The sequence below is a fragment of the Olivibacter sp. EAT-5 genome (assembly GCF_044784325.1).
Classification (GTDB): Bacteria; Bacteroidota; Bacteroidia; order Sphingobacteriales; family Sphingobacteriaceae; genus Olivibacter; species Olivibacter oleidegradans.
Genome location: NZ_CP173028.1, coordinates 5,910,453 through 5,928,686, shown reverse-complemented (window position 1 = coordinate 5,928,686; position 18,234 = coordinate 5,910,453). Strand labels below are relative to the sequence as shown.

The 18,234-nt window shown below is 42.4% G+C and carries 17 protein-coding genes; 9 read left to right on the top strand and 8 right to left on the bottom strand.

Annotation, left to right across the window (positions count from 1 at the left end):
• Positions 1–379 precede the first annotated feature (379 nt).
• Complete coding sequence (locus ACH11B_RS24835) at positions 380–1,123, bottom strand: SDR family oxidoreductase (protein WP_130858489.1); 744 nt, start codon at positions 1,121–1,123, stop codon at positions 380–382.
• 18 nt (positions 1,124–1,141) lie between these two features.
• Positions 1,142–2,104 carry a ketopantoate reductase family protein gene (locus ACH11B_RS24830; RefSeq protein WP_013667816.1) on the bottom strand — a complete coding sequence of 321 codons (963 nt, stop codon included), beginning with the start codon at positions 2,102–2,104 and terminating at the stop codon, positions 1,142–1,144.
• Between the two features lie 238 nt (positions 2,105–2,342).
• On the opposite strand from ACH11B_RS24830, the gene ACH11B_RS24825 reads away from it, so the two are divergent.
• The 7 genes from ACH11B_RS24825 to ACH11B_RS24795 all read left to right on the top strand — a co-directional run bounded on the left by ACH11B_RS24825 (position 2,343) and on the right by ACH11B_RS24795 (position 10,701).
• Positions 2,343–3,779, top strand: a complete 1,437-nt coding sequence (locus ACH11B_RS24825; RefSeq protein WP_289552008.1) for a PLP-dependent aminotransferase family protein — start codon at positions 2,343–2,345, stop codon at positions 3,777–3,779.
• A gap of 112 nt (positions 3,780–3,891) precedes the next feature.
• Positions 3,892–5,154 (top strand): exo-alpha-sialidase, encoded by a 1,263-nt coding sequence (locus ACH11B_RS24820; RefSeq protein WP_242627406.1) that lies wholly within the window; start codon positions 3,892–3,894, stop codon positions 5,152–5,154.
• A 70-nt stretch (positions 5,155–5,224) separates the two neighbouring features.
• A complete protein-coding gene (locus ACH11B_RS24815; RefSeq protein WP_289552005.1) occupies positions 5,225–6,187 on the top strand; it encodes a dihydrodipicolinate synthase family protein in 963 nt (320 codons plus the stop codon).
• Entirely contained in the window at positions 6,184–7,329 is a 1,146-nt protein-coding gene (locus ACH11B_RS24810; protein ID WP_130858486.1) for an exo-alpha-sialidase, read from the top strand. The genes ACH11B_RS24815 and ACH11B_RS24810 overlap by 4 nt, the downstream gene beginning before the upstream one ends.
• Positions 7,330–7,403: 74 nt before the next feature.
• On the top strand, positions 7,404–8,339 hold the full coding sequence (locus ACH11B_RS24805; RefSeq protein ID WP_377610938.1) for a dihydrodipicolinate synthase family protein: 936 nt from the start codon (positions 7,404–7,406) through the stop codon (positions 8,337–8,339).
• Positions 8,340–8,365: 26 nt separating this feature from the next.
• Positions 8,366–9,481 (top strand): galactose oxidase, encoded by a 1,116-nt coding sequence (locus ACH11B_RS24800; RefSeq protein ID WP_130858484.1) that lies wholly within the window; start codon positions 8,366–8,368, stop codon positions 9,479–9,481.
• Positions 9,481–10,701, top strand: a complete 1,221-nt coding sequence (locus ACH11B_RS24795) for an MFS transporter (RefSeq protein ID WP_013667809.1) — start codon at positions 9,481–9,483, stop codon at positions 10,699–10,701. Before ACH11B_RS24800 ends, ACH11B_RS24795 begins: the two co-directional genes overlap by 1 nt.
• A 2-nt stretch (positions 10,702–10,703) precedes the next feature.
• Here the strand turns inward: ACH11B_RS24795 and ACH11B_RS24790 are convergent, their stop codons facing one another.
• The 6 genes from ACH11B_RS24790 to ACH11B_RS24765 all read right to left on the bottom strand — a co-directional run bounded on the left by ACH11B_RS24790 (position 10,704) and on the right by ACH11B_RS24765 (position 16,092).
• On the bottom strand, positions 10,704–11,675 hold the full coding sequence (locus tag ACH11B_RS24790) for a 2-dehydro-3-deoxygalactonokinase (RefSeq protein ID WP_130858483.1): 972 nt from the start codon (positions 11,673–11,675) through the stop codon (positions 10,704–10,706).
• Positions 11,675–12,982, bottom strand: a complete 1,308-nt coding sequence (locus tag ACH11B_RS24785) for an MFS transporter (protein WP_130858482.1) — start codon at positions 12,980–12,982, stop codon at positions 11,675–11,677. The genes ACH11B_RS24790 and ACH11B_RS24785 overlap by 1 nt, the downstream gene beginning before the upstream one ends.
• 97 nt (positions 12,983–13,079) lie before the next feature.
• Complete coding sequence (gene dgoD, locus ACH11B_RS24780; RefSeq protein ID WP_013667806.1) at positions 13,080–14,228, bottom strand: galactonate dehydratase; 1,149 nt, start codon at positions 14,226–14,228, stop codon at positions 13,080–13,082.
• 11 nt (positions 14,229–14,239) lie between these two features.
• Positions 14,240–14,863: a bifunctional 4-hydroxy-2-oxoglutarate aldolase/2-dehydro-3-deoxy-phosphogluconate aldolase gene (locus ACH11B_RS24775; RefSeq protein ID WP_377610935.1), complete on the bottom strand. Its 624-nt coding sequence runs from the start codon at positions 14,861–14,863 to the stop codon at positions 14,240–14,242.
• Positions 14,864–15,093: 230 nt separating this feature from the next.
• Positions 15,094–15,765 carry a YceI family protein gene (locus tag ACH11B_RS24770; protein ID WP_013667804.1) on the bottom strand — a complete coding sequence of 224 codons (672 nt, stop codon included), beginning with the start codon at positions 15,763–15,765 and terminating at the stop codon, positions 15,094–15,096.
• 153 nt (positions 15,766–15,918) lie between these two features.
• Positions 15,919–16,092: a hypothetical protein gene (locus ACH11B_RS24765; RefSeq protein ID WP_013667803.1), complete on the bottom strand. Its 174-nt coding sequence runs from the start codon at positions 16,090–16,092 to the stop codon at positions 15,919–15,921.
• Positions 16,093–16,165: 73 nt separating this feature from the next.
• Between ACH11B_RS24765 and ACH11B_RS24760 the strand changes: the two genes are divergently transcribed.
• Both ACH11B_RS24760 and ACH11B_RS24755 read left to right on the top strand, forming a co-directional pair.
• On the top strand, positions 16,166–16,885 hold the full coding sequence (locus ACH11B_RS24760; protein WP_404273991.1) for a DUF92 domain-containing protein: 720 nt from the start codon (positions 16,166–16,168) through the stop codon (positions 16,883–16,885).
• A 63-nt stretch (positions 16,886–16,948) separates the two neighbouring features.
• A complete protein-coding gene (locus ACH11B_RS24755; protein WP_013667801.1) occupies positions 16,949–18,199 on the top strand; it encodes a PQQ-dependent sugar dehydrogenase in 1,251 nt (416 codons plus the stop codon).
• The last annotated feature ends 35 nt before the right edge of the window (positions 18,200–18,234 follow it).

Here is an 18,234-nt window from a genome sequence, read left to right as displayed (position 1 = left end):
GTTTAACGCAGGCATTTCGCAATCATAATGCTGTGCTTTAGCGATACTGCTTGATATCGCGATAGGAGGTATTCCCAAAAATAAGATGCTACACTTGGTCATAACTGTTGTTTTTACCAAAGTACATAGGTCTTTATTTTGTACAGTTCGATGTTATCCAACCGAACTAAAAATGCGAGGTTCAATGAAAAACCATTAGGGCGATATGCAGTGTTTAGCGCTTGATAAAAATCATCTTGGATCGTCTTGTATGGGAGCGGAATTTACTCGGGCGAGTATGTCCCATCAATTTTACAAGCACCTTGTCATGAGGTTTTGATACGGTTTATAAATAGGTGTTTTTTCTTTATGTTTTATCTTTTAAGTGGTTAAAATTCATCTATTTGCCTCCGGTGACATCGATGAAAATGCCTGTAGAATACGAAGATTTTTCTGACGCAAGCCATAAAATAGCTTCAGCTACTTCTTCTGTCAAACCACCTCTTTTCAATGGTATGCCTTCTTTTAGTCGATTAATTCTATCAGGTTCCCCGCCATCGGCATGTATATCGGTATAGATAAATGCAGGACGAACGGCATTTACCCGAATACCCTCGTCCGCCACCTCTTTAGACAATCCGATCGTAAGGCTATCCAACGCTCCTTTAGTGGCTGCATAATCAATATACTCAAAAGGTGCACCGGTTCTGGAAGCAATGGATGAAACATTAACAATGGTGCCGCCTTTGCCACCTAATTTTGTAGACATACGTTTAATCGCTTCCTTACAACAAAGAAACGAACCAAGGATGTTGGCTTTGAACATCCGCTGTAACCTGGCATAATCCATATCGACAAGCTTCATCTGATGTTCCAGTATGCCTGCATTGTTAACGAGGCAATGGAGATTTCCAAACCGGCTATCAATTACGGAAAACAAATGAAGGATTTCATCTTCTTTAGAAACGTCGGCCTGAATTGCAATGGCTTCGCCTCCCATGGAAAGAATTTGGTTGACAACCTCATTCGCTGCCTTATGATTTTTTTGGTAATTAACTGCTACTGCATAACCATTTCGGGCGGCAAGAAGCGCTGTCGCAGCGCCAATTCCTCTACTTGCACCTGTTATTAGTATTGTTTTCATAGTAATACTTTCTTTCCTTTATAATTTGCCAATTACTTCCGTATCTATAATGTTTTGGGTAAGCTCTGATTTGAGCTTGATAAGCTCGCCCAACAATCTGGTTTCACGAACGCTGTCCTGCTGATGCATCTGCTCCGCTATCCGTACTATTTCATGATTCAGCGTTTCTATTTCCGTTCTTCTTTTGTTTCGAATATCCTGTAAAGTCGATATCGCTTGTCCTTCAGACAACTGACTTATTTGCAGCAAACCGGTTTCGACTTCGTCCTGACGAATTGCTATCCCTTTTTCTGTAGCAATATTAATACATTCTACAATGATTCTGCGTGCAATTTTTAGCGCGTCCTGACTTCTATGAAATATACCATTGTCAATTTCCAATAAGGGGCAAATGGAATTGAAAACGCAATTTATAATAGCTTTCTTCCAAATAATATGCTGTAAGTGGAGTTCGCTTCTGAACCTAAAATTTGGTGTATTGAGGTGGTTGACAACCCTTTCCAGATCAGCCTTATTTCCCCGTTCAATACCGATTGGACAAATGTCTACGGGCTTAAACCTTATATTAGATTGGTTGATTAGCTGACTAGTTACGAAGAGTACACAACGGTATAGCTGTGGATATCCGTGATCTAGAAAGGACTGCTCTATACCTAACCCATTTTGCAAGAGAACAATAGGGGAGTTACCTGTTCTTCCTTTTAGTGCACGCGCCAATTGTTCATTCCCAAACGATTTGTTGGAGAGAACAACAATGCCATCAATCATTGGAAGCGAATCCAATGTTGTAATTTTGACATTGGCTTCGAGGGTCACGCCATTTTGGATTTCAATACCTATACGCCTGGTTGTTGTGCAAGCATCTTTTACCCTTCCTCTGATTACGGTCACTTTTCTTCCGGCAAGTTTAAGGAAAACGGCGAGCGCTTTGCCGATGGCTCCTGAACCGATAATAAATATGTGTTTTTGAACTGAGTCCATTGTTGCTGGTTTTAGGCGATCTTACGGTACATACTATAGTAGGTGTTTTTTCGGGATCGGATATTTCCCGGAAATGCAAGAATAAGTAGTTCGCGATTTGCGAAAAGAAAACCTGTTTTTATCTCATTGTGTGCCATCGTATTTACGTTCGTTTTGATAAACAAAGTTCGATAAAACATCTTTATGATAGCAGATGCAGATATGTTATTTTTGATGGTAGCAGTTAAATGAATAACGAATGAAAAAAGTTAAAGAGAAATTAGATTTCATGTATATACGGATCGCCAAAGTTATTGAGCAACAAATCTTAAATGGTGCTTTACGAACAGGTGATAAGCTTCCTTCTTTAAGGACTATTTGCCGTGAATATGGAGTAAGTCAGAATACGGCATTAAGTGCATATTATAATCTGGAAAGTAAAATGTTGATTGAAACGAAACCTCAATCGGGATATTATGTGCGTTATTCCAAAACGAAAGTCCCGGCGCTTCCTCAAATTACCAAACCCGAGGCCGAAGCACATTATGCCGACAGCGAGCTATTAGTTCGCAAAATTTATGACGGTTTGGGAGAAGATGGCCATTTGGCACTTGCTTTAGGGATTCCGGCGAATGAATTGTTGCCTATTGCAAAACTCAATAAGGGTTTAACAGTGGCGATGAGAGAGTTAAAAGGAAGCGGCGTAATGTATGATAAAATCGAAGGGAATGAAAGATTACGACGTCAGATTGCCCGATGGTCTTTTGCGATGGAGGGGCATTTGAACCACGACGAAATTATCACAACCGGCGGTTGCTTGAATGCATTATCTTACTGCATGATGGCATTAACAAAAAGAGGCGATACGGTGGCGATGGAAAGCCCGATTTCGTTTGGAATGCTGCAACTAGCTCAGGTTTTAGGTGTTAAAGTATTAGAATTGCCCTCGGATCCTCAGCATGGTATTGATTTAAATGCGTTGGAAGATGCACTGAAGGCAAACAAAATAAATGTATGTCTTTTTATCAGCAATTTCAGTAATCCGCTAGGCAGTTGTATGCCGGATGAAAATAAGAAGCAGACCGTACGTCTCTTGGAAAAATATAACATCCCACTTATTGAGAATGATCTCAATGGCGATATATATTTTGGTCAACAACGTCCGAAATCATGCAAGACTTACGATGAAAGTGGGTTAGTGCTATGGTGCAGCTCCGTGTCGAAAACGCTTGCCCCGGGCTATCGGGTCGGTTGGGTCGCTCCTGGAAAATTCAAAAACGAGGTAAGGCGAATGAAACTCTATCATAGTATTTCATCCACGTCTGTTACCCACGAAGTTATTGCGTGGTTTCTCGAAACCGGTCGGTACGAGAGTCATCTCCGCAAACTAAGGCACACACTTCACGGCAACATGTTGAAATTTTCAAGGGCTATTTCAGACTATTTCCCTGAGGGGACAATGGCCACCAGACCGCGAGGAGGATTTGTTATCTGGGTAGAATTACCCAAGGCTATCGATGCTGTCACTCTTTATGAAAAGTGTTTGAGATATAAAATTAGTTTTGCTCCGGGCAGAATATTCACCTTACAAAACCAATACGATAACTGCCTCCGGTTAAACTACGGACTATTGTGGGATGAGAAATTGGAAAGAGATCTTAAGTTGTTGGGAGAACTTGCCTGTAGAGAATTGTGATAGCCAATTCTGCGAGCCGAGGAAGTTTTTCGATAAAAATTTGGAAATATTTAAAATAGTTGTCACATTTGATATGTACTACATAAGTACTAATAGCTAAATATAAATCTAAATGAATAACGTTAAAATGTGGACTACTAAACCAATTAATCTGGCATACCTCGGTTTAGGTTTTGTTTTGTCTATCGCATTGAGTTGCGCTAAAGTAACAAATGCCGATCGAGAAAAACTACCGGGTCTTGATCAGGAGCAAAGTCTTACTGAGCATGCAGCCTTAGCAGCACCAATTAACACGCGGATAATTGTTTTTAACGGAGGTAGTGAAGGGATTTACCATTCGTACCGTATTCCGTCTATTATTAAAACCAAGAATGGAACGCTGGTAGCTTTTGCGGAAGGTAGGCGCTGGAGTCCAAGCGACTATGGCGATATCAATGTGGTATTTAAAAGGTCGATGGATAACGGAACAACCTGGTCGGCATTAGGAGAGGTAGTGGGAAAAGGAAATGGTACCTGGGGAAATCCCACAGCTGTTTATGACCCTTCGGTAGGCGTAAACGGTAGAATATGGCTCTTTTTAGAATGGAACGACGAATTCAAAACCAAATGGTCGGATTTTCAAGCTTGGGGTGATAGAAGAATTCATACTTCATACAGTGATGATCATGGCGCTAATTGGTCTGATCCCGTAGATCGCACCGGTACATTAACTCCTTTGAGTTATAAATGGGATTGTGTTGGTCCAGGGATCGGTATCAGAACTGTTTACGATCATCCAGGTAGATTAATTGTTCCGGCATACGGAAGAAATATTTATAGTGATGATCATGGAGCGACCTGGAGTTATGAACCTGTCCCGGGTGGTACGGATGAAAGTACCATCGTTGAGCTAATGAACGGAAGTTTAATGCGGAATGATCGTCCCAATACAACGGAGTGGAATATTTCAAAAACAAGAAGGAAGTCTGTGGGGTCAATTTCCGGAAATTTCTCTTCTTTTTCTGCTGTTTCCGCTCTTCCCGATCCGAAGTGCGAGGGCTCTATACTTCGATATAATGTGGATGATCCGAATAGAATAATTTTTTTAAATCCAAACGGCACAAGTCAACGCTGTAATATGACTGTTCGCATCAGCTATGATGATGGAGAGACCTGGCCAATAAGCAGAGCTTTGTACAACAGCGGAAACTGCAATTATACGACAAGTACCGTGGTTTACGGTGGATACTCGAGCATGGTCAAGACCTCGGATTATTGCATTGGTGCGCTGATTGAATATAATGAAAATGTACACGATTCAGCCAACAGTAACAAATCTATTGAGTTCAACAAATTTAACCTAGCCTGGATATTGAATGGCCGCACGGAACCGTAATTAAAAAGAAGCTTTATTGGGAGTATGAATAATCGAAGACTAAAAGTTAGGAAATTGAAGATAAAACAAAATGGTTCCACTAAAAGCAAATGAGATCTACGGTAATTGGGCAACTTTGTTGCTTCCACTTGATGATGACGAAAGTATTAATTTTAAACAATTGGAAGATGAGATAGACACGCTAATTGCCCATGGAGTGAACGGAATTTATTCAAATGGTACGGCTGGAGAATTTTACAATCAAACTGAAGACGAATTTGATCAGATAAATGAAATTTTAGCCACAAAATGTAACGCTGCATCCATGCCTTTTCAGATCGGATGCTCGCATATGAGTCCTAAAATATCCTTGGAACGATTAAAACGAGCCAAACTGCTAAAACCGTCTGCCGTTCAAGTCATTTTGCCGGATTGGTTTGTGCCGTCTCAGGCGGAGATTATCCATTTTTTAACGCGATTGGCGGAAGAAGCTGATCCGATTAGATTGGTTTTGTATAACCCACCGCATGCGAAAACGAAACTTTTACCGAGTGACTTTGCAGAGATTCTACTAGCAGGAATTCCCTTGGCGGGATGTAAGGTTTCGGGAGGAGACGAGAAGTGGTATCGGGAGATGAGCGAGTTGCCGGTTCCGTTTTCAGTATTTGTACCCGGGCATCAACTCGCAACCGGCATCTCCCAAGGGGCCCATGGTACCTATTCTAATGTCGCTTGCTTACACCCTGCGTTTGCCCAAAACTGGTATAACGATATGGTGAACAAAACAGGTGATCCGTTCGAAATGCAATCGCGTATTCAACAATTTATGCAGCAATGCATGGTGCCTTATATTCGGGATCAAGCTTATGCTAACCAAGCGGTGGATAAGTTTATGGCTGCGGTAGGTGGATGGACACCTATAAGTACCCGTTTGCGATGGCCGTATCGCTGGATTCCCGAAGAAGAAATACACGTTGTTAAGCAGCGATGTGCCGAGCTTTTGCCGGAAGTTTTTATGCAACGAAGCACAAAAAATCAAAACACAAAGCCATGAGAGAGAATAAATTTAAATATCTGTATCTACTGATCAACTTTTTAATTGTTGGTTACGGATGTGTGGCCGGGCAACATACTTCTGAGCGAATGGCTGTGGATAGCAGTATTGTCTTTACTCCGAATGAACGCTATGCATCAACGCGGATTCCTGCGCTCGTAATGAGTAAAAAAGGCACCTTATTGGCCTTTTGTGAAGGTCGGATCGGTACCGCGAGCGACTGGTCAGAAATGGATTTGTTGATGCGTCGAAGCAAAGATGGAGGGCGCACTTGGGAAGCCCCAATCGTTATTGCTCCCAAGAAAAGTGGCCCTACCAGTAATCCCACGCCTATCGTTGACAGTAAGGGGACAATTCACCTGCTTTATCAGCGGGATTACGCAAGAGCTTATTATACTTTTTCTACCGATGATGGAGAAACCTGGAGCCCTGCCATGGATATCACCGCCACTTTTGACGCCTTTAAGCCAGCGTATGATTGGAAAGTATTAGCACCTGGCCCCGGACATAGCATTCAGCTAAAAAATGGCAGATTGCTTGTCCCGGTTTGGTTGAGTGATCCTGCTAAGACGGTACCTCATCGGAGCCACGCCCCTTCTTGCATTGCAACCATTTATAGCGATGATCTCGGAAAAACGTGGAAACGAGGTGAAATCATCGCTAAAAACTCGGCTGAATTTAAAAATCCCAGCGAAACCATGGCAGTTCAATTAAAGGACGGAAGGGTAATGGTGAATATCAGAAATACTTCGGAAAAACATTTGCGTGGTGTAAGCTATAGTAAGGACGGCATCAGCGGATGGTCGAAACCTGTCTTTGATGAAGAACTTTTCGATCCGATCTGCATGGCTAGTATTATTAGGTTATCCGACAGGAAGAAAGGTATCCTATTTCTCAATCCTGATAGCCGCGATATTCCAAAACATCCCCGTAAAAACTTAACTGCTAAAGTCAGCTATGACGAGGGACAGACGTGGCCTATTAGTAAGCTGATTCACGAAGGGCCATCCGGCTATTCAGATGTTGCGGTAGGGGCGGATGGAACCGTTTATTGCTTGTTTGAAACAAATTCGGGAAAAGACTGGAACTATAACATCGTGTTGAAGACCTTTAAGCTTGACTGGCTGACCGATAATAAATAATAATAACTTATCGTGAAACGAAAATTGTGCACTGAGTTGTTTGGAAATAAATAAAACTTACAATAAATAAATATATGAATAAAATTACCGGATTAATAGCGGCAACTTTTGCGGCGTATCACGAAGATGGAACAATAAATCTGAATATTATCCCGAGAATAGTAGATAAAATGGTAGCCGATGGATTATCTGGTGTGTTTATTTGCGGAACGAATGGAGAGGGGCCGAATTTAACGGTGGAAGAACGCATGGCTATTGCTGAGGCCTATGTGAAAGCTGCTAATAAACGGATATTGGTACTGGTGCACGTTGGACACAGTTCGATTGCGGACTGTCAACGATTGGCAGCCCATGCAGAACAGATTGGCGCTGATGCTATTTCTTCCGTCGCAGCTTTTTACTTTAAACCTACTACTGTGAGCAATCTGGTGAATAGTATGGCTCAGATTGCTTCTGCAGCACCTCATACACCCTTCTACTATTATCATATCCCTACATTAACGGGCATCGCCATTGATATGCTCGCCTTCTTGGAACAGGCTGAAAAAGTGATCCCTAATTTTGCCGGACTTAAATATACCGCCTCTACCTTACATGAATATCAAGCCTGTCTAAACTATAAAGGGGGTAAGTTTGATGTGCTGTTCGGCTACGATGAGATGCTTCTACCGGCACTTGCCGTTGGCGCGATGGGAGCTATTGGTAGCACTTATACTTTTTCTGCATCGCTCTATTTACAACTATTAAGGTATTATAAAAACGGACATTATGAGGAAGCGGCAAACATGCAATTGCATTCGGTTAACATGGTGCGTTGTCTTGTAAAATATCCGCCGATTCCTGCGCAACGGGCAATCATGAAGATGATAGGCTTTGATCTCGGTCCTTGTCGGCTACCACTTGAGCCGCTAAATGAAGACGACGTGCTGCAGCTGAAAAACGCCTTAGATGTGAACGGTTTTTTTGACGTGGTGAAGCAGGCTTCGGAAATACTGAGCGAAGAGCAGTGAGCTGTAAAATATAATTGAATGTTAGCATGGACAGATCTTCTTATTCACTTCTCATTTTTCTTATGACTTTTTCTTTAAATAAAGGAGTGGCGCAGTTCGTTTCTACAAATCAATTAAAATGGGATGAGCTGCAAGCACTCCCGGATCCGATTGGATTTGCGGGTTCTTTTGTTGGAGTCAGCAATGGCGCACTTTTGGTTATAGGTGGTGCAAATTTTCCCGATGGCGGTGCGCCTTGGACCGGTTCTGATAAGGTATGGTACGATCGGGTATTCGCACTAGACAACCCAAACGCCAAATGGAAAGAAGTAGGGAGGTTGTCGCAACCATTAGGTTATGGAGTATCCGTATCTTGGAGAAATGCAGTGATTCTTATCGGAGGGAGTAATGAAAATGGTCATCACAAGGAAGTTTGGATGTTGCGATATGACAACGGAAGAATTGAAAAAAGTACATTGCCCGATTTACCCCACCCATTAGCCAATTGTACAGGGGTACTGTTAGGAGATGTTATTTATATAGCGGGCGGTATCAGGAAACCGGACTCCAAGACAACGGAGAAAAATTTTTGGGCATTGGATCTTGCTGCCGATACGAAAGAATGGAAGGTACTTGACCCTTGGCCGGGACCGTCCAGAATGTTAGCGGTTGCAGGTGTTCAGCATCGTAAATTGTATTTATTCAGCGGAGCAAAGCTGGTGGATGGAGTTAGGGAATACCTGAAAGATGCCTATGAATATACCCCCCAGGTAGGGTGGAAGAAAATAGCCGATCTTCCCCAATCAGTTGTAGCGGCGCCAAATCCGGCTTATGGTATTAACAAATACCATCTTTTAATTTTTGGAGGCGATGATGGGAAGCTGGCTGCAAAAGCAAATCAATTGAAACAGCAACACCCCGGTTTTTCTACGAACATTTTAGATTATGATGTGTCCACAAATACCTGGAAGAAAATAGGAGAGGTTCCCACTGATAAAAAAGAAGATGCAATTGCCAATCCAAATGGGAGCAGCTGGGCTCCGGTAACGACCAGTTTAACTATATGGAACGATGCTGTCATAATACCGGGGGGAGAAGTAAGACCTGCCGTTCGTACCCCTCGCGTGCTAAGACTGACACCTGAAAAAATAACGGATCAATAATGAAACATACTGTTAATCGTTACGCATGGCTTATTGTAGCTTTATTATGGGTAGTAGCCTTCTTAAATTACCTTGATCGTATATTAATAACTTCGATGCACGATCCTATTGTGGCTGATTTCAAACTGTCGGATGCACAATTCGGTCTATTGACGTCGGTCTTTCTTTGGTCGTATGGGATTTTAAGTCCCTTTGGAGGTTTCTTCGCCGACAAGTACAGTAGAAAGAAAGTGATTGTTTTTAGCGTTATGGTGTGGTCGGCGGTTACCTTATGGACAGGTTTTGCAAGCTCTTTTTCCGAAATGCTAGTTGCGCGCATCATCATGGGTATAAGTGAGGCATGTTATATTCCTGCCGCTTTGGCCCTAATAACCGATTACCACCGAGGGCGGACACGGTCGCTGGCAACCGGTTTACATATGAGTGGTCTATATGCCGGATTAGCATTGGGCGGTATCGGTGGGTACATTGCAGAACTATGGGGATGGCGCTATGGCTTTCACGTTTTTGGTATTGTTGGAATTGTTTATTCTTTTATTTTATTAAAAATTTTAAAAGATCATCAACGCACGCAAAGTGATTTAACGGAAGTAGTTCCAATCGATTTAGAAGTTAACATCCGTGGGGCACTGAAAAATCTTTTTAGTAAGGCCTCGTTTTACGTTCTCTTGTTTTATTTTGCAGTGTTAGGTATTGTAAATTGGCTTGTTTACGGTTGGTTACCTACCTTTCTTAAAGAGCATTTTCACCTTGACCTCGGCGAAGCCGGAATTTCCGCCACCGGATACATTCAGATCGGTTCATTTATTGGCGTCATCGTAGGAGGGATTTTGGCAGATCGTTGGACTCGTAAAAACAATAGGGGCCGAATTTATATGCTTATTATCGGTTTTACTTTGGGCGCCCCGTTTCTTTTTTTAATGGCATCTACTTCTGTCTTTGGCATTGCCATCATTGCGATGCTGATCTTTGGTCTGGCAAGAGGATTTAATGATGCTAACCTGATGCCTATTTTAAGGCAAGTGGCCGATGATCGATATATCGCTACGGGCTATGGTTTCCTCAATTTTCTGAGTACCATCGTAGGAGGGCTGATGGTATATGTTGGAGGCGCATTGAAAGATGCACAGATTGATCTCTCGATTATTTATCAGTTCTCCGCTGTCCTGCTACTTTTGGCCACTTGGACGTTATTTGCCGTTAAAGTAAAAAAAGATTAGTGTTAAGCGAGAAGGGATGAACTATCTTTCATTCTTGAGAAAATTGTTGCCTGCCCTTGAATCAAAGCCCGATCGGCATCCCATGACTGTATAATCTCAATACCGAGGGTCGAACACGCCAAGGTATATAAGGAACGGTGCGCGGGCCCCCCAAGTAAGTATATGGATTTTTTTGATTCCAGACTCGCTAGCTCCGCTCCAATAAGCAGCCCACTGAGGTAGTAATAGTTCTGTTGTTTAGAAAGGCGTTCCAATACTTGATTGGTCCGAACTAGAAAACTATGGTGAAGTAGATCGGTGGTTTGGCTTAGCTGTACTGCTTCCATAAAACTTTTCTGATTTGCCCGACTATTTAAATCTTCTCCCGCGGCTATAGATCCTGACAAGATACTTTTTGTTGAAAGGAGATCAAAAAATTCGCCGGTCATAAAGGTTTTGAAACCGATAATCCGGCGATCTTTTATTAGAACATGTTTTGGATGCGTACCTGGAAGAACGAACAGCTGCTCGGACTCATCGTTTCCGATCAATTGAGCACAGCCCACTATTTTGGTCTCTTCTCCTCGCATAACGTCGTTTTCAGTTCTTGCACCGGAGACAATAATAAGCGGATTGGTCGTCTCGTCACTTTTATACATTTCGATGTGCAAGTCAGAACCATCTATTTCAAAGGGTAGAACTTTATAAGGTAAATCAATGAGCCCTATCGTAGACGATGCCATTCCTGATAGTACTACAGGTATTCCCTTAAGCGAAACACGAAGCTTCTCGCTTAGTATTCGGATGTGGTTCGTTATGATTGAAGTGTAAAACAAAACACGATTCGTCGCAGGCTCGTTTTGTTGCCAAGCGGTAAATGTCTCCAAAATACCTGAATCGTTTTTTATTTCGGCAAGTATCTTGAAACTTTTTACCTCAACTAGGCGTAATCGAAAGGAACTTGTTCCCCAATCGCAGCTTAAAAATGTATCCATTAAATTTCACTATTTGGTAATTCAGCAATATCATTAGATTTTATGCGTTCAACATTTCCCACTAAAAAGAGGTAAGAACAGGCACCTAGGAGGCCAAGCGAAGCAACAAAAATCAAAGCAGGTGCAAAATTACCACCACTTGCCAAAAAGCCAATGGCTATGGGAACGATAATGCCGGACGACTGGCCGATAAAATTGAAAACACCGCCCGTTATATCAATCAAATGTTTCGGTGCAAGGGTAGAAACAAATATCCAGGTGATCGAAGCAAAGCCGACACCAAAAAAAGACAAAGACATAAATAAAATCACCAGACTAGGTGCATTGACATAATTAGCACCCAAAATGAGTACAGAGATTAAAAGACCAATTATGATAGGACGTTTACGTGCTTTTGCCGCTGAAATGCCTTTTCGAATCAAATAATCGGAGAGGAAGCCAGAGCAAAGCACACCCAAGAACGCAGCAAGATACGGTATAGAAGCCCAATATCCCGATTGGATGAAGCCCATTCCGCGGTAGTCAACCAAGTATTTAGGAAACCAGGTAAGAAAAAACCATAAGGTAGAATTCACAGCGAACTGACCAATGTAAATGCCCCACAATTTTCTGTAGGATAATACTTCCCTTAGATCGGACCACCGGAAGCTTCTTTTCGGACCGGTCCCTGTAAGCGTTCGGTCCAATAAGCCACCTCCGCTTTCTATAACTTCGAGCTCGGCTTTATTGACTTTTGTATGTTTCATCGGATCACGGTAAAAAAAATACCAGACAAAACCCCAAATGACGCCGATGAGTCCCGTTACAACAAAAAGACCCTTCCACCCTACATAAGCTTGAATTTTTGAAAGTATCGGCATTAAAAAAGCAAGACCTAAAAACTGGCCGGACGTATAAATTCCTATGGCCGATGCTCTTTCATTTTCCGGAAACCAGGCACTAACTACGCGGTTATTAATTGGAAAGGCCGGCGCTTCGAATGCGCCTGTTATCATACGTAGCCCGAACAAAGTGGCAAAGCCTTTGGCAAAACCTTGTATGAGGGTTGCAAAGGACCAGCTAATGAGGCTGACTGCGTATAATATTCTTGGACTAATATGCTTGACTAAAATTCCGCCCGGGATTTGAAATAAAAGATAGGTCCAGCTAAAGGCTGAAAAGATAAGCCCCATCTGTACGGATGAGAATTTAAATTCTTTACCAATATCAGATGCCGCCACGGCTAGATTACTTCGATCCATGTAGTTTATAACTACATTTACAAAGATCAGAAAGAGCATCTGATGCCTGATTTTTGTCGGTTTCATATTTAGGTATTAGCTTTTAGCAGGTAGTTATCAGTTGTAATTAATTAGCTATCGGCTTTTCGTAGTCAGACAAACCGGTTAGAACGCAATAACTCAATTACCATTCGGCTACGCTGCCATCCTGATGCCTCCAAACCGGATTTTTCCAATTGTGCCCAATGGCAGCCATTTTTCTTACATGTTCTTCATTAATTTCAATACCTAGTCCCGGTTTGTCAGGGATGTTTACATAGCCCCCATCATATTCAAATACGGTTTTATCTACGAGATAATCGAGCAAATCACTTCCCTCATTATAGTGTATACCTAAACTTTGCTCTTGAATAAAAGCATTATGACAGGTAGCATCGACCTGTAAGCAGGCGGCAAGCGCTATTGGGCCGAGCGGGCAATGCGGAGCTGCCGCTACGTCAAACGCTTCTGCCATGGAGATGATTTTTTTGCATTCGGTAATACCGCCGGCATGCGAAAGATCAGGCTGGATAATATCAGCATATCCTTCTTTCAGCAAAGCCTTGAATTGCCATTTAGAAAACATCCGCTCCCCGGTTGCGATTGGAATAGCCACATGGTTGGCGATTTCTCGCAGATCCTCGTTATTCTCGGGTAGTACAGGCTCTTCGATAAACATCGGTCTATAGCGCTCCAGCTCTTTTGCCAATATTTTTGCCATGGGTTTATGTACCCTTCCGTGGAAGTCGATCCCTATCCCAAAAGCCGGACCAACAGCCTCTCGTACCGCTGCAATCCTTGCAACCGCTTCGTCTATCTTATCATAGCTGTCGACATACTGGAGTTCTTCAGTGGCATTCATTTTTACCGCAAGAAAGCCTTGTTCAGCCATTTTTTTCGCTGCTAAGCCAACTTCTGCCGGACGATCGCCTCCAATCCAGGAGTAGACTTTCATTTTGTCTTTCGCTTTTCCTCCCAATAGCTGGTGAATAGGGGCATTATAAAATTTACCTTTGATGTCCCACAACGCTTGGTCAATACCGGCAATTGCACTCATTATAATCGGCCCACCGCGATAGAAGCCTGCGCGATATAGCACATTCCAATGATCTTCAATATGCATTGGATCTTTACCCATCAGGTATTCCATCAATTCGTCGACTGCTGTTTTTACTGTCGCCGCTTTACCTTCGATCACCGGTTCTCCCCAACCCACGATCCCTTCATCGGTTTCTATTTTTAAAAACAACCATCGTGGAGGTACCTGAAATAATTCATAACTTTTAATCTTCATCTGAATTGCTATTATACGTTAACTGCTTCTACAAATTTTCTAGCGGTATGGGTGAGGTTTAGCAGGTATTGGCCGGTCACTTGTTGCTTGGTATCCACGAGCGCACTTCCGATTCCGAAGCCTACGGCTCCTGCTTTTTTAAAGTTTGCAATATTATCGATCGTGATGCCACCGGTTGGGAGCAAAGGAATGTGTGGCAGCGGACCGGCAATGTCTTTTAGATAAGATGGTGAAGTAGCCGGGAAAACTTTTATAATATCCGCGCCCATTTGGTAAGCTTGGTAAATTTCCGTCGCTGTATAGGCACCCGGAATGCTTACCCTGTTTAGGCTCTTGGTCGTCTCAATGACCCTCTTATCCAATATAGGAGAAAGAATAAAATGCGCACCGGCATGAATGGCATCTTTTGCCATCGTGCTATCCAGTACAGTTCCGGCGCCGATAATGAGCTTATCGCCCAGTTTATTGCTCACCTGCTCGATGGCAGCCAGAGGTTCGGTGGAATTCATGGTAATCTCTAATAAACGGATTCCCCCGTCATACAGTGCTTCCGCAATAGAGAGGATATCCTTTGGATCTGCTCCTCTAACAATCGCAACTAATTGATTTTCTTTAATGTGCTGCAGTATAGACATAAGTGCTGATGTTAGCGTATATAAGTGGAAATATTACAACGCGACCTAAGATAAAAAGAAAACCTTAAAAATGGGCGGTCATTTTTATTATAGATAACAATGTGGTAGAAAATGACTTAGTTAGCGACTTGCTATATTATTTGGATGAGTATATGAATTGGTGTAGGACTAGTGACATAAAAAAAGGCCTGAACATTGACGTCAGGCCTTCATAAACTACTTTTTTGGAATTATTTTTTAACAGCTTTCAAATCAAAGCCGATTTCAACGTCTTTGCTGATCGCCCAATTTTCAGGACTTCCTTCTGTTTTATAGTTGATACCCCAAGCGCTTCTATCGATCGTGAACTTTGCTTTAGCCGTCACTTCGTTTTCAGCTACCGTAAGTTGTGCAGGGAACGTTATATTGAGGGTGCTATCTTTTAACGTTAAATTGCCACTGACCAAATTAGTAGCACCGGGAAGCAAACTTTTTTGCTTGGTGCTGTCGTAAGGTGCTACAGCGGTGATGACAAATTTTGCAGCAGGATGTTTTGCGACGTCAAAAAAATCAGCACTTTTTAGATGACCTTCTAAATCTGTATGTTTTTTGCCCTCTTCGGTAACAGACTTAGGATCAACTTGCAGACTGGCAAGACTTACTTCCAAATCGCCTGCGGTTACCGTCCCGTTTTCAACGGATAATGAACCACCTGTAACCTTAATGTTTCCAAAACGAGGAGCTAAGCCGCCTTTATGAGTACCTTGCCAAGTGACCTGACTAGCGGTTGTATCGATGCTGTAAGAACTACCGGTTGCCGCCGCAGCTTCCTGTTTTTCCTCGGTTTTCGCTTGATCGCTTGTTGAACCACCACATGCTGCTAAAAGGAGCACGAGGGCGAATGCTGGGATAATTGTCTTCATACGCTATTTTTTTGTTTAAATGTCTACAAAAATAGTAGATTGGATTGATAAATAAAATAGCTGCTAAAATAATAAATGTTTAAACATCAAATGATCGTGCATTTGCATTTTACGTGCGCTGCTATATAAGGGGTAGCAACGCACGCAAACGAACTATTTAAACAAAGACATAACAAAAGCTAGTGTGAGTTTTGTTTCTCTCGCGATTTCGTCATAGGAAAATCCATCTTTTTTCATTCCCTTTGCAACGGCGATCAGTTCTTTTACGCCTGGTTTTTTGATAAGTATTTCACTATTTCCCTTCAATGATAATGTTGTGGAATTCATAGCGCAATTGTTTTATGTGTGATGGGGTAAAGGTAGAAACTCTAATAATAATAATTTGTTAAATGATGTTATATTGGATAATCCTGACAATTTAATGGGAAATTCTTCGCTAATTCTTTGTTTTGTATTATTAATCTGTGCCATGTTAGCCGTTCTCACGAAAAAGCTAACGGTTTCTGCTGCCGGGCTAGCCTCTTGTATCGGCTTGTTGGTTTTTTATGTTATGGGAATCAAGGAATTGTTGATGTTATGCTTATTTTTTGGCCTTGCCGTATTGGCAACTTCACATAAGAAAATAGATAAAGCGCGGTTACTTGCCTTATCTAAGCATGAAGAAACACGGGGAGCGGGACAGGTGTTTGCAAATGGAGGTGTTGCCGGATTGCTAGCAGTTTTATGCTTGATAGATGTGTCGCATACCGATGTCTATAAAATCATGATGGTCGGCAGTCTTGCAGCGGCATTGGCAGATACTTTGTCTTCCGAATTAGGTACCCTTTATGGCCGTTCTTTTTATAACATGTTAACTTTCAAACACGACATCCGAGGTGAAGATGGTGTCGTCAGCGTGGAAGGTACCTTGATAGGACTTATGGCTTCAGCTTTAATGGGGATTGTTTATGCAGGATTGAATAAAGTAGCCGTCTTTATCGCTATTGCGGGTTTTTTAGGTAACCTGTTCGATTCTATTTTAGGTGCGAGTTTGGAAAGAAAGCAATATTTGGGAAATAATGGCGTAAATTTTCTTAATACGCTTCTGGGAGCTTTGATGGTACTCTTCTTTTTTTGTTAGTGTAGGATTAATTGCTGATATAAATAAAATTCAATAGTTTTATAATCGCAAAAAAGATAAACTATGTCATATAACTCAACATTTTTAGGATTGCTTTCCGGATTAGCATTATCTGTTGCCTCTTGTAGTTCTTCAGCCAATAAGAACGGCGGACCGGTAGGCGCGGATACAACCAGCTTACCACCGGTAGAGACGGGTTCACCGAATAGCGACTATAAACCAGCTTTCGCAGGACAAACGCGTATAGGCGCTGTAAAAACAAGCACTCCTTACGAGGTCACCGTACTCAACAAAGAATTGAAAAATCCTTGGGGTATCACCTGTCTACCGGATGGAAGGTTTCTGATTACTGAAAAAGGTGGTACGATGCGGATTGTTGCAAAAGACGGTAAAATCAGCGAGGCCATTACGGGCTTACCTAAGGTTGATGCAAGGGGACAAGGTGGTTTACTGGGGCTAACCATAGACCCTGACTTTGCAAATAACCGGATGGTTTATTGGGTTTTTTCAGAACCTAAGGCCGGCGGCAACTTGACAGCAGTTGGCAAAGGTAAGTTAGCTGCTGACGAAAAGACAATTGAGCAGGCGCAAGTCATTTACGAAGCGACACCTGTTCATGATGGAACATTACATTATGGTGGTCGTATTCTCTTTGATAAAACAGGTAATCTCATCGTGAGCACCGGCGAGCGTTCTGATCTGGAAACAAGACCTCAAGCCCAAGACTTGAAGTCGGGCTTAGGTAAAATTCTTCGAATTACAAAGGACGGTAAACCTGCTCCAGGTAACCCCTTCGAGGGTAAGGGGGATGCGCGCCCTGAGATTTATTCATATGGCCATAGAAATGTGCAAGGCCTAGCTTTTCATCCTACGACGGGCGATCTTTGGGAAACCGAGTTTGGACCAAGGGGAGGTGATGAAGTAAATCGTATTCTTCCAGGTAAAAACTATGGTTGGCCGATTATAACCTATGGTATCGAATACAGTGGGAAAAAAATTGGCGATAGCATTCAACAAAAGGAAGGTTTAGAGCAGCCTATTTATTACTATGACCCTGTAATTTCACCCAGCGGTATTACCTTTTACAGCAGCGACGTGATTCCTGAATGGAAGGATAACCTATTTATCTCCGCCTTGAGTGGTGTGCACATAGCTCGTCTTGTTATTCAGGATAATAAGGTAGTTGGAGAGGAAAGACTGCTAGCCGATCAAGCGCAACGTTTCCGGGCAATAACAGAAGGACCGGACGGTGCCCTGTATGCAGTTACTGATTCCGGATGGTTGTTTCGAGTAGGTAAAAAAGCAGGCGAATAAAACCCTGACCGACAGTATAAAAAACAAAAGGTTCC